The organism is Burkholderia humptydooensis (assembly GCF_001513745.1).
In the GTDB taxonomy this organism is placed as follows: Bacteria; Pseudomonadota; Gammaproteobacteria; order Burkholderiales; family Burkholderiaceae; genus Burkholderia; species Burkholderia humptydooensis.
The window spans coordinates 2195476-2208345 of record NZ_CP013382.1; the positions used below are offsets into that span (position 1 = coordinate 2195476).

The window sequence follows — 12870 nt, forward strand, 5'->3', positions numbered from 1 at the left end:
TAAACCGCTTCATCTATCTCTGAAGTTCATAACTGCAAACGTCTGCCAAGGTGAGAGACGATATATTCGATGGCCTCGCGAGCGGATTCCCGATGAAAGAAGTGTCCACCGTGAACTGCCTGCGGCGTGAAAGCTACCACGGGTATGGAGGCCCCATTGTGCCATGCTCGCGCAATCGTGATGGGCGCCGTGTGTGTCGAACAGAGCTACGACGGGACAATCGAGCCTGTCTTGCGCCGCGTCGTAGGCATACCGATTGAACAACGTGAGGTCGGCTGCCATCACCGGCAGGAAGTACCTCATGAATTCGGGCTCCGCAGCAAAGCTGTCGTCGACGCCGCCAAAGCGACGCACGGTTCGCAGCAAGCTCTGGTCATCTTCAAACAGTGTGTTCGCCTTGCGCAACGCCGACGGCGCATACAAGGCGCCAACGAAGAGCATTCGCGGCCCTGCGACGCCGCGGCGTCGCAGGGCAATCGCCACCTCGTATGCGATTAAGCCGCCGAGGCTGTGTCCATAGAACGCGAACGGTTTGTCATGCCAGCAGTCGAGCGCATCGCAAATTTCCTAACGAGCGGCACCCAATCGATGCGCGGCGGCTCATCCCTGCGCTGCTCGCGTCCTGCGAGTTGAGCGGCATGAACGCCCACGTCAGGAGGCACCAACGGCTCCCACGCGTAGTAGATTGACGCCCCCGCCCCTGCATGCGGAAAGCAGACCAACCGCACGGCGCGGTCAGTGTGTCGCGATACGGTATACATGCAACGCGCCTTCGTCATCGGCGCTCGCCTTGCGAGGTTGCAGAGAATCTCCGGCCAGCGTGCTCTGAAGCATTCGCCGCACAACCGGCACCAAGCGGTTCGTACAATTCCTCGTCCAACCAGTGGGCGGCCGCCCGCAATCTCTTGCAGGATTCAATCACATCCCCCATACGGCCTTCTTCTTTAACAATAAGGCGAGAAAGAACGGCGCGCCAAACAGGGCAGTTAGAATGCCGAGAGGAATTTCGGCGGGGGCGTGCAAGGTACGCGCGCCGAGGTCCGCGAGTAGCATCAGGATCGCACCGAACAGCGCGGCTGCCGGCATAACGAAACGTTGGTCGGGCCCGCCAAGCAGCCGCATGCAGTGCGGAGCAACGAGGCCGACGAAGCCGATTACTCCCGTGCACGCGACTAGTGTACCAACGCATAGTGCGACGCCGAAGAGCACGACTCGCTTGACGCGCAACACCGGGACACCGAGATGCTGTGCTTCAGTCTCCCCCAACTGCAGCGCGTTAAGTGCCCGTCGATGACCTAGCAGCAACCCACCACCGAGCGCGATGATCGGAGCGACTGCCGCGATAATTGTCCAATTCGCACCCGCTACGCTACCGAGGTTCCAGAATGTGAGTGTCCGCAACTGCTCGCCGTTGGAGACATAAATGAGCAGACCGATACCGCCGATAGCGAGCGCGTTGACCGCAATACCTGCGAGCAGCAGCAGGGGTATGGCAAGTCGGCCGCTTGATGCCGCGAAACTATACATCAGCAATGAAGCGGCGAATGCACATGCGAATGCAGCCACCGGAAGGTAGCCGAACACTACCGGGTGGGGAAGGAAGAGAGATCCCAGCACGATCATCGCCGCGGCACCGAATGCAGCGCTGCTCGATATGCCAAGCAACCCGGGATCGGCAAGAGGATTTCGAAAGAGAGCCTGCATGGCACTTCCCGACAAGCCCAAACCCCCTCCCACCAGAATCGCCATGATGACCCGTGGAGCACGGATTTCGAGCAGCACGTAGCGCATTTGTCGCAACTCGGGATCATGGAGCAATGACGCGTCGCTTGCGAACATCGCCGCTAGAACCCGCTCAAGCGGGAGCCGATAGGGACCAATGCATAGCGCGGTGACCATGATGGCGATGAGACCAAGAGCCAACGTAGCCAACGCTAGTCGGCCGGTAAATACAGCAGACTGGGACCTTGAAATATTCCTCACAGTGGACGCATAAAGGGAATTTAGCAGCGCGTTGAATTTCATATATACAAGGCGAATTGAATTTCAGTCGGGAAGACTACGTCTACGTTATGAGTCTACCTTCAGAAAACATAATTTCGGAATCACGCTTTGGTCATGGGAATCCTTGGGTTGCGGGGATCTCGCCGTTGTGCTGAGGACCCTCTTTTCTAGAAGAGATCAAGACAAGTCCAAGACTGCGGATAACGGTACGCCAGTTCGTCGAACAGGACACAGGTTGCGAAATTGGTGATTTACATTCGAGACGACTTGCTCGACGCCGCATGCGGTAGGCTAGTGCATCTCGCTCACGCCGAGTCTTGGCATGCTTCGGTTTTGTCGATGAGCAAGACAACGTCAACGCGATGCGCGCTTGCTGAACAGCGAGATAAAAGCGACCACAGCAACGCAGGATGGGTACAAATTCACCGAGAGTCTCCAAGTACGTATCAACTGAAGGCTGGCTGGGCGGACATCTGCACCTGGCTGGAGTACCCATGATATGGGCGTCATCGCGAACCGCGTGATTTTTGATCGACAGTGTAATCGGGGATGTTCATCATTAGCAATGGCGAATCGGACTAGTAAGTCTGCCACGCCCACCGTTTCCGAGACACGGCCTGATGAATTGTGTGATCCACGGACATCACACGTTCTGGTGTCTCCAGGCCGACGCTTCGCAAGTGGTTGGCTGCTACCAAGAGACGGGAGAGGAAGGCCTTCGCTCTCAAAGCCGTCGCCCTCTGACCAGCCCGAATCGAAAGGTCTCTGACGCTGATCGGGCAACGATTCTTCGACTGCGGGCAGAGCGCAAGGGGGCACGGCGAATCCAAAACGGATTGCGTCTGCATGAGCAAAGAGAACTGTCCCTTGCGACTATTCACAAGGTTCTGCGCGAGGCGTCTATCAGTACACGGCCATCGACAACTGTTCACGCTTTCGTGTGCTGGCCATCTACCTGCGTAGAAATGCCCGAAATACGCTGCTTTTTCTTGATCGTGTCATCGAGGAGATGCCGTTTTCGATTCAACGTATCCAGACCGACCGCGGCAGCGAGTTCTTCGCTGAATCCGTGCAGCGGCGCCTGATGACCGAGTGCATCAAATTCCGGCCAATTCCATCACGTTCGCCGCACCTCAATGGCAAGGTCGAACGCTCGCAGCTTACCAACCTGAACGAGCTTTGGTCTCACCATGGCCCGACGGAGCAGGCAACCTTGTTGACCGCATCGCGGAGCTGAGGAAGTCACACCTCTCGCCGAGGAGGTGGAAAGTGCATACGACGAGCGGAAAGAGCGAATTTGGCACCGCGAATGGCGGGTCGACAAAATCCTCGGCGAACATCATCGGCGCGCGTCGGAACCCGCGTCTCCTACCGGCGCCACGGGTTCCGACGCGCCAAAGAAACGGTCGTCAACAAAGTGAAACGATGTCTGCGAATCGCACAGATGAATGAGATCCCAACGTGCAATGGCTAGAACCTTGGCTGCATCCAAGCATTGTGACCAGATCCGCAACTACTTGAGGGGCGCTGCTGTTTCGGATGCGCATTCTGCTCCGGACGGCTAGTCGGCGATGCTGTACGCCTTGCGCCGCATAAATATGTCGACGCAAGAATGCAGCCACTCAAGGTCAGACAACACATCAAGCCACGCGCCTGAAATACGACAACGTGATTTCGCGCAAGTCCGGCAACGCGAACACTTCCGGGTGCAGGAACGCGGCCGCTTCGGCCAGCACCGCATGTCGCGCGATCGGCCCGAGCGATTCGATCCAGTGATCACCCACGCTCACGATCCTCACCCGGCGCGTCGACACCAGGTGCTGCCACACCGGATTGGTCTCGAAGCCGCGCCGGCCGCTGTCGTCGTACACGAAAATAATGTCGGGCTTCGCCAGCAACAGCGTCTCGAGGCTCATCTGGAACGCCGTATTGTCGCGCTGCGACGGCAGCGGATTGCGCCCGGCGATGTTGACGCCACCCAGCGCATTCAGTAGCGAACAGGTCATGTTCTCGTCGTAGAACGCCCACGGCGCAACGCCCGCTCCCCAGACGAACAGGTACCGCGACGCGCGGCGCGATCCTGCCCGCGTGCGGAATCCCGCGAGCACGTCGGCAAAGCGCCGGTTGAGCGCGGCGGCCGCCTCGGCGTGACCAAGCGCCGCCCCGACGAGCGCGATGCTGCGGTCGCTGTCGTCGCCGGTCTCCAGATCGAGTGCAAGATACGGCGCGATCTGCCGAAGCTGCGCCGCGTTCGCCTCGGTATAGCGACGGATCGCGACGACGAGGTCCACATGCGCGCTCGCCAGCAGTTCCAGGTTCGGGCTCGCACGCTGCCCAAGGTCGATCACGCGATCCATCCTGTCCAGCAGATGGGCGGGCCGCCGATTGCGCACGAGAAACGTCGACGCGATCGGCTGCACGCCGAGCGCCAACGCGGTATCAGCCCCGAAATACGAAATCGCCGCAAGCCGGCTCGGCGCGGTATCGAAGTGCAGCGTCACGCCGCGATCGTCCACGACGCTGTACGGCCGGGCAACCGACTCCGCGCGAACGGGCCGCGCAAGTCCCGTCGCCAGCGAAGCCAGCAACGCGAACGACAGTGCACGACGCTTGCGGTCAATCATCCCCGGCTGTCCCGATCGACGGCACGGCATCGCGAACGGCCTGCCCGGCACCGTTCTCATCGCCGCCGGGCGCCGCATAGCCGAGCGGATGGCAGACCGGCACACCGTCGCTCGCGCCATGCAGCCGCTCGCTGCGCACATGGAATACGTCCGCGACGAACGCCGGCGTCAGCACGTCGACTGGCGCGCCGTCGGCCACAAGCCGGCCGTCGCGCATCACGATCGCCCGGTCCGCAAAACGCATCGCCTGGTTCAGGTCGTGCAGCGACATCACGAGCGTCAGCCCGAATTCCTCGTTGAGCCGCCGCAGCGTCTGCATCACGTCGAGCTGATGGCCGAGGTCGAGATAGGTCGTCGGCTCGTCGAGCAGCAAGATGTCCGCGCGCTGCGCGAGCGCCATCGCGATCCATACGCGCTGACGTTCGCCGCCCGACAGCGCGACGAGCGAACGATCGCGCATCGTGACGAGCCCGGTCATCTCCAGCGCCCATTCGACCGCTTCGCGATCGTCGTCAGTTTCGCCACGCAGCCAGGTTCGGTACGCAAACCGTCCGTGGCGGACGAGTTCCTGCACCGTCAGGCCGGACGGAATGTCCTGCGCCTGGGCCAGGAACGCGACGCGACGCGCGAGCTTTCGGCGTGGCCATTGCCGCAGCGACACGTCGTCGAGTAGCGCATCGCCGCCGCGCGGCGCGAGCAGGCCGGCCAGCGCGCGCAACAGCGTGCTCTTGCCCGAGCCGTTCGGACCGAGCAGCACGGTGATCCGACCTGATTCGATCGACAGCGACAGGCTGTCGACGATGCGGCGCGGGCCATATCCGAGCGAAAGATTGTGGGCGACGAGTGTCATCGCGACGACCGGGACAGCAGATGGAGAAACAGCGGCGCACCGAACAGCGCGGTGACCGCCCCCACCGGAATCTCGGCCGGTGCGACGACGACGCGCCCGGCCAGATCCGCAAGCGCGGTGATCAATGCACCGCAAAGAAGCGCGAACGGTGCCTGCCGCGCGAGCGGGCCGCCCACGGCAAGCCGCGCGAGATGCGGCGCGATCAGGCCGACGAACGCGACCGGGCCGGCAATCGCTACGGCACCGGCTGCCGCGAAACCTGCATAGACGATCGCTGCGAGACGCCACCGCTCGACGTTCAGCCCGACGCTCGTCGCCGCGTCGTCGCCGAGCGACAACACCTGCACCGCCGGCAGAACGACCGGCAGCAGCACGATCGTTGCCGCGGTCCACGGCGCGAGCAGCAGCACGTGCTGCCAGCCGCGCGCGTACAGGTTGCCCGCGAGCCACGTCAGCAGCACCTCGATGCGGCTCGAACCCCAGCCCGCGAGTATCGTCATCGCGACCGCATACATCGCCGCGCTGACCGCAACGCCCATCAAGGTCAGCCGGAACGGCGCCGTGCCGCTGCGCCACGCGAGCGCGTAGACGCCCAGCGCCGCGCCGATGCCGCCTGCCTGCGCGACGAGCGGCATCCACGTGATGTCGTATGCGTCGAGGCGGCTGCCGTCGAGCGCGCCGGCGAAGTTCGCGACGAGCAGCAGGAGCATCACGCCGAGCGTCGCGCCGGACGACACGCCGATCACGCCGGGCTCCGCGAGCGGATTGCGCAGCGCCGCCTGCAGCACGAGCCCGCTCGCCGCCAGTTGCGCGCCGATCATCAGTGCAAGCAGCACGCGCGGCAGGCGCAGATCCCACATCACGAAGGCAACATCGCGCGCGCCGTCGCGATGGATCAGTGCCTGAGCGACCGCCGTCAACGGGAAATCAGCCGCGCCGAAACGCACCGACAGGACGACCGTGAGCATCAGGATCGCGGCCCATCCTGCGCGACGCGCGTGCGGCGTGCCAATCGGCCGGCTCGGCCCGCCCTTCATGTCGATACTCCTTCGTCGCGGCGAATCACCGCGATCAGCAGCGGCGTGGCGACCAGCGCAGTCAGAAAGCCGACCGGCAGTTCGCGCGGCGCGGCAACCGTGCGGGCGACGAGATCCGCGGCCGACACGAGCAACGCGCCCGCCAGCGCCGTCACGCCCAGCGTCCGGCGATAACCGCCCCCGAGCGCGACACGCGCGAAATGCGGCACGCACAGTCCGACGAAGCCGACCGGCCCCGCGATCGACACCACCGACGCCGACAACGCGACCGCGATGCCGCCGAGCACCAAACGCCAGCGCAACAGGTCGAGGCCGACGCTCTGCGCCGCTTCGTCGCCGAGCGCGAGCGTGTCGAGCACGCGCGCACCGGCCAGCGCGGCGGCGAGCCCTGCGACGGTCCACGGCGCGACCATCGCGACCTGCTGCCAGCCGACACCCGCGAAGCCGCCGGCCAACCAGTAGAACAAGGGTCCCGCCTGCGGACCCGCCACAATCATCAGCGAAATGACGCCCGCGCTGCTGAGCGCGGCAATCGTCGTTCCGGCCAGCGACAAACGCAACGGTGACAGCCGCGCGCGCCACGCCAGCGCGAACGTGAGCGTCGCCGCGATGCCACCGCCGGCCAGCGCCACGAACGGCAGCATGCTTGCGGACCAGGCTGGCGCCAACACGGTCGCCGCCACGACCGCTAGCGCCGCGCCGCTGACGACGGCTGTCAGCGTCGGGTCGGCGAGCGGATTGCGCGTGATGCCCTGCATCAGCGCGCCTGCGACCGCGAGGCTCGCCCCGACCATCAACGCCGCGATCAGGCGCGGCAGCCGCAGCGTGTGAACGACCTGCGCGGCGGGCGTGTCGCCGCCGGCCAGCGCATCGAGCGCAGCCGCGGGACTCAGCACGAGGTTGCCGGCGCACAGGCTCGCGAGCGCGATCGCAACGAGGCCGCCGATCAACACGAGCGCGACCGCGCCGACCCGTGCGCGTCCCCCGCATGCCTTCCCCGGCAACGGAGAACGCGGGCGCTTCGCCGTCACGGGCCGTCCGTTCACGAGCGTGCCGCGCCGGCCTGTTTCGCCAGCGCGTCCAGCCGGTACTCGAACTTGCGCAGCAGCATGGACGAGGTCGCGGCCAACCCGATCGCGAGTCCGATCCAGATGCCGTAGATGCCGTAGCCGAGCATGACGCCGGCGGCCCACGCGACCGGCAGCCCGATCATCCAGTAGCCGACGATCGAGATGCGGAACGAACTCGTCACGTCGCCGAGCCCGCGCAGGATGCCGACGCCGATGTTCTGGCTGCAATCGAAGATCTGCAGCAGCGCCGCGATCGTCAGCAGCCCCGCCGCGAGCCGCAGCACGTCGGCATTCGCCGCCGAGCCGCGCGCCAGAAAAGGGGCGAGCACACTCGTCGGCGCGACGAGGTACGGCAGCGCGACGATCAGCATCGCGCCGACGCCGAGCGCGAGCCCCGTATAGCCGAGCCGCCGCGCACCGCGATAGTCGTGCTGCGCGCATGCGTGGCTGATGCTGATCGACGACGCGTGCGACAACCCGACCGAAATCATGAACACGATGTAGATCACCTGATTGACGACCGTCTGAGCCGCCAGCGCATCGGTGCCGAGCGTGCCGATCACGAGCGTGAGCACGGTGAAGAATGCGGCCTCCGACCCGTAGGTCGCGGCAATCGGCACGCCCATCTTCAACGTCTGCCTGAACGCATCGGCGTCGGCCCGCCAGAAGGCCAGCGACAGGTGCTCCCGCAGTGCCGCCCGGCGCTTCGCAATCGTCAGAAACGCGACGAACGACAGCAGGTACACCACGCTCGTCGCGCACGCGACGCCGGTCAGGCCGAGTTCGGGGAACCCGAGGCGGCCGAACATCAACGCGTAGTCGAGCACCGCGTTGACCGCGATCGACACGACCGTGATCGCGAGCAGCGGCCCGGGCTTGCGCAGCCCGACTGTGTATTGGCGCAGCGACTGGAACCACAGGCACGGCAGCATACCGGGCGCTGCCGCCGCCAGATAGAGCGCGGTCTGCCGCGCGACGCCGGGATTCTGGCCGAGCCACACGAGCGGCCGCTCGACGGCCAGCATCAGCAGTACGAACGCGAGCGCGGCGAGCGTCGACAACGCAAAGCTCGCTCGGACGAGACGCATGATCCGCGCGGCGTCGTCCTGCCCGTTCGCGAACGCGACCAGATTGCCGGTGCCCGTGACGAGGCCCGTCCCCATCGTGCGCAACTGGTTGAACAACGTGAGCGCGAGACCGCCGGCAGCGATCTCGCGCGGACCGAGCATCCCCATCATCACGATGTCGGTCGTGGTCAGCGCGACCTGCGCGAGCTGGGTAAGGATGAGCGGCGCGGCAAGCGCGCCGATGTGCCGGGCGTCGAGCCAGAACTGTCCGTGAGGTTTCATGCAATGACGGTGAAAATCGGAACGGCAAATCGTCGGCAGGCCGGGCGGCACATACGCCCCCGGTCTGCCGACGTCCGTCACAGGTCGGTCGACACCGACAGCCAGAACGTGCGCGGCGCGCCCGTGAACAGATACCCGGTCGGATTTGCCTGCCAGTAGTCGCGGTTGAACAGGTTCGTCACGTTCGCGCGCAGCGTCACGTCGCGGCCAGCCACTTTCGTCGTATAGCGGCCGCCGAGATCGAAGCGCGTCCAGCTCGGCACGTGCTGCGTGTTGTCCTGGCTCACGTAGGCCTTGCCCGTGTAGATCATCCGGCTCGTCAGCGTGACGCCCGGCAAGAACGGCGTATCCCATTCCGCGCCGAGCGTCGCCTGCAGCGACGGCGCGCCGATCGCGTGATTGCCGTCGTACGTGCCGCCCTGCGTGCGGCGAAGCCGCGCGTCGAGCCACGTGAAGCCGCCGAGCAGCCGCACGCCGCGCGTCACCTCGCCGAAACCGGACAGTTCGAGCCCGCGATTGCGCTGCAACCCGTTGAGGCTGTACAGCTTGCTGACCGGGTCGACGATCCCGCTCGGCACGTCGATCTGGAACAGCCCGAGCGTCGCGCCGAACTTGCCGAGATCGAGCTTGGTGCCGACTTCGTATTGCTTCGACTTGAACGGCGCGAATACCTGATTCGGGTTCGCCGCGTCAGGCGGCGGCGCCGAACCGGGCGTCAGTGCCTCGATGTAGTTCGCATAGAACGACAGTTGGTCGAGCGGCCGGACGACGAGCGCGACGGACGGCGTCGTCGCACCCTGGTCGTAGTGCGACGTTTCCGCTCCGGACGTGTCGAAGTTGCGGGTGCTCACCTGCTGGCGACGCACGCCGACCGTGAGCTGCACGAGCCCGCCGGCGGCGGACAGCGTATCGGCCACGCCGATGCTGCGCAGAATCTGCGCGCTGTCTTTCGCTTCAGGCGACACGGAAACCGGCGCACCCGGCCCGGCAAGGCGGGTCGGCATATAAATGTTCGTCGCGTAGCTGCCGTAAGCGGTCTGGCCGAACCACGTCGTCTGCTGCAGGTAGTCGCCGCTCACCACGAGCTGGTGATCGATCGGGCCCGTCTTGAAGCGTGCGCGCGCACCGGCCTCGGCCGACAACGCACGCGACGCGCCCGACTGGTATCGCGACAGCGACGTCGCGTCACCTTGCGCATTGACGATCGTCGCACCCGGGTCTTCCAGCTTGTCGTAGCCGAACCGGTTCATGCCGACCGCACCGAACAGCGTCACATTCGACGACAGGTCGTATTCGGCACGCCCGAGCGCCGTCAGACTGTGGGAATTCGAATAGGAAAACGTCTGCGCGAGATTGGTCCGCGAATCGGGCGCCGCCGGCACCGCGATGCCGGCGATCGGCGTGTAGCCGCGCACCGGCGCACGCATGAAGTCTTCCTGGTAGATCACGTCGCCGGACGCGCGCAGGCGGCTGCCGCGGTAGTCGAGCCCAACCGACAGCGACGTGTTCCGCCGCGATTGTTCGTCGATCGGCGTATCGCCTTCGCGGTGGGCCGCGTTGACGCGCACGCCGAACTCGCCGTTCTGGCCGAAGCGCCTGCCGATGTCGGCATGGCCGCCGAACACCGAGCTCGACGCATATTCCGCCGTGAGGCGGTTGAGCGACGTATCGTCGGCGCGCTTCGTCACGACGTTCACGCTGCCGCCGACGCTGCCCTGCGGCATCATCCCGTTCAGCAAGGCACCCGGCCCCTTGAGGATTTCGACCCGTTCAACGGGATCGGCGCCGACACGATAGGCGGGCACGAGCCCGTAGAGTCCGTTGAGCGCGATTTCGCTGTTCTCGACGCGCAACCCGCGGATCGTGATCGCGTCATAGCGGTTGGTGCTGTCGATCGCGGCGCGGACCGACGGGTCCGTGGTGGTCAGCAGGTCCGCGACGCTCGTCGCCTGCTGGTCGCGGATCAGCTTTTCCGTATAGCTGGAGATGCTGAACGGCGTATCCATGTAGTCGCGATTGCCGAGCATGCCGACCTTCGCTCCCCGTGCCACCTGACCACCCGCATAGACCTCGGGTACTGCGTCGTCGATTCGCTTGCCGAGGACCTTCACGGCCGGCAGTACGGCAGCTTCGGCACCTGCTGCTGCAGAAGCCGGACGCAGCGAAAAGCTGCCGTCGGACTGCCGTACGGGTTCCAGACCCGTACCATTCAACAGCGCCTGGAACGCGCCCTGCACCGAGTAGGTGCCGTGGATGCCCGCGCTGGTCTTCCCGGCCGTCAGGTCGCCCGGCACGCTCAGCATCACGTTGGCCTGATCGGCAAGACGGTTCAGCGACGCCGACAGCGGGCCGGCCGGAATGTCGTATCGCCGGGTGGCGGCTTGCGCCGCCGCGCCGGCGGCCGACTGCGCAGATGCCGCCTGCCACGCGCCGCTCCCGGCGAGCGCGATGCCGAGAACGGCACACCGTACCGCGTGCGCGGTGGGACGGCGGGCGGTGCGCATCCGTGCACGGTTACACGCTGGCAACGAAATACCGGGGGGATTCGACGAACACGACGGGCGATGCATGGACGGCATTCCTTGAGAATGAAGTGAGCAAGGGGAGGTCCATCGCGCGTCTAACAGAGCCGGATACCTTGGCTTGATAGCGGCCGCGCCCGATCGTTCGGGCGGCGCCATGCTGGCTGCGACTGTCGCCATCGCACGACGCCTGCTTCCGTCCGGAAACAGGCGCCGTCAGGCCGGAGCTGGTGCTCCGCCTCGTGGCGCCGGGTCGGCATTCAGAGCACTGATTGATCTCCGAATGGTCCTCTTTCATCTGTTAATCGGATGACGTTCGGAAATGCGAACCAGAATTGGAAATTTTTTTAGTGCAGGTGAGATAGCGCTCGGACGCGCCGGCTCGGACCGGCATCGCGCCTCACCGGGCGTCGATTGTGACCCACCACGGCAACGTGCGACGTACCCGGATCGGCAGATCGCGTTCGAGCATCGCGAGCATCCGGCCGGGGTTGTCGGCCGGAAAACGGCCTACCACACGAATGCCCGCCACCGACGGATCGACGCCGATGTGCCCGTGCTGATAGCGATCCAGCTCGGCGATCAGCGCACCGAGCGTAACGTCGTCAGCCAGGATCACGCCGCGCGACCACGCTTCGCGTGCCGGATCGGCCCGCTCCGGCGCGAGGATCGCCTCCGCCGTGAACTGCCGCTGCTGTCCGGCCGGCACGATTTCGACATGACCGGCCCGGTTGCGAATCTCGACACGGCCGTTGAACACGGCCAGCAGCGTGTGCGTGTCGGACTGACGTACAGTGAACCGGGTGCCCAACGCCTGCATCCGGCCGTTCGGCGTGTCGACGAAGAATGGCCGCCCCTGGCGGTCCTTGGCCGTATCGATGAGGATTTCGCCCATCGTCAACGTCAGCAGACGCCGCGTATCGTCGTAGTGAACATCGAACGCGCTGTTCGCGTTCAGCCAGACGCGCGTGCCGTCGGCGAGCTGCACGTCCCGCCGCTCGCCGATCCCGGTACGGTAGTCCGATCGCAACGCGACGATGCGCTCCGGCAGCGGCGTGAAATGCCATGCGAGCCATCCGGCGAGACCGGTTCCGGCCAGCGCCGCGAGACTGCCCAGCACATGGCGCCGGCTCGCCGCGCGCGTCGAGGAAACATGCACGGCCGCCGCGGCGGCATTGCGCTCGGCTGCGCTCTCGCCTCTCAGCGGCTCAAACCGGAGGCTGACCGCTTCGACATGCGCCCACGCACGCCGATGCTCCGGCCGCTCCGCCAGCCACTGCGCCCACGCGGGGCGATGCTCGCCGCTTCCGCCATCGGCATGCAGGAGCGCATACCAGTTGGCAGCTTGTTCGAGACTTTCGAAATCCGCCTGGACGCCGGATTCGGCAGCGGACGAGGACGACGGGACAGCCAT

Annotated in this window: 10 protein-coding genes and 1 pseudogene; 1 reads left to right on the plus strand and 10 read right to left on the minus strand. The window is 65.3% G+C overall.

Features of this window, described 5'->3' with window-relative positions; all coding sequences use genetic code 11:
* Positions 1–9: 9 nt before the first annotated feature.
* The 3 genes from AQ610_RS37890 to AQ610_RS28455 form a co-directional block, all read right to left on the minus strand.
* Positions 10–564: a thioesterase II family protein gene (locus AQ610_RS37890; RefSeq protein WP_080595277.1), complete on the minus strand. Its 555-nt coding sequence runs from the start codon at positions 562–564 to the stop codon at positions 10–12.
* Positions 495–779 (minus strand): thioesterase II family protein, encoded by a 285-nt coding sequence (locus tag AQ610_RS38460; protein ID WP_080595276.1) that lies wholly within the window; start codon positions 777–779, stop codon positions 495–497. Before AQ610_RS38460 ends, AQ610_RS37890 begins: the two co-directional genes overlap by 70 nt.
* 139 nt (positions 780–918) lie before the next feature.
* Entirely contained in the window at positions 919–2025 is a 1107-nt protein-coding gene (locus tag AQ610_RS28455) for a FecCD family ABC transporter permease (protein WP_050802903.1), read from the minus strand.
* Between the two features lie 621 nt (positions 2026–2646).
* On the opposite strand from AQ610_RS28455, the pseudogene AQ610_RS35230 reads away from it, so the two are divergent.
* A pseudogene (locus AQ610_RS35230) lies at positions 2647–3425 on the plus strand (helix-turn-helix domain-containing protein).
* Between the two features lie 219 nt (positions 3426–3644).
* Here AQ610_RS35230 and AQ610_RS28465 read toward each other — a convergent pair.
* The 7 genes from AQ610_RS28465 to AQ610_RS28495 form a co-directional block, all read right to left on the minus strand.
* Positions 3645–4628, minus strand: coding sequence for an ABC transporter substrate-binding protein (locus AQ610_RS28465; RefSeq protein ID WP_009914221.1), 984 nt, complete (start codon positions 4626–4628; stop codon positions 3645–3647).
* Positions 4621–5478, minus strand: a complete 858-nt coding sequence (locus AQ610_RS28470) for an ABC transporter ATP-binding protein (RefSeq protein WP_006029573.1) — start codon at positions 5476–5478, stop codon at positions 4621–4623. Before AQ610_RS28470 ends, AQ610_RS28465 begins: the two co-directional genes overlap by 8 nt.
* Positions 5475–6515 carry a FecCD family ABC transporter permease gene (locus AQ610_RS28475; RefSeq protein WP_006029572.1) on the minus strand — a complete coding sequence of 347 codons (1041 nt, stop codon included), beginning with the start codon at positions 6513–6515 and terminating at the stop codon, positions 5475–5477. Before AQ610_RS28475 ends, AQ610_RS28470 begins: the two co-directional genes overlap by 4 nt.
* The gene (locus tag AQ610_RS28480; protein WP_009914223.1) at positions 6512–7519 is read right to left on the minus strand and encodes a FecCD family ABC transporter permease; all 1008 of its coding nucleotides are present in this window, start codon (positions 7517–7519) and stop codon (positions 6512–6514) included. Before AQ610_RS28480 ends, AQ610_RS28475 begins: the two co-directional genes overlap by 4 nt.
* A 38-nt stretch (positions 7520–7557) precedes the next feature.
* Positions 7558–8934 carry an MATE family efflux transporter gene (locus tag AQ610_RS28485; protein ID WP_006029570.1) on the minus strand — a complete coding sequence of 459 codons (1377 nt, stop codon included), beginning with the start codon at positions 8932–8934 and terminating at the stop codon, positions 7558–7560.
* Between the two features lie 77 nt (positions 8935–9011).
* On the minus strand, positions 9012–11504 hold the full coding sequence (locus AQ610_RS28490) for a TonB-dependent receptor (RefSeq protein ID WP_231749010.1): 2493 nt from the start codon (positions 11502–11504) through the stop codon (positions 9012–9014).
* Between the two features lie 352 nt (positions 11505–11856).
* Entirely contained in the window at positions 11857–12870 is a 1014-nt protein-coding gene (locus tag AQ610_RS28495; protein WP_009914225.1) for a FecR domain-containing protein, read from the minus strand.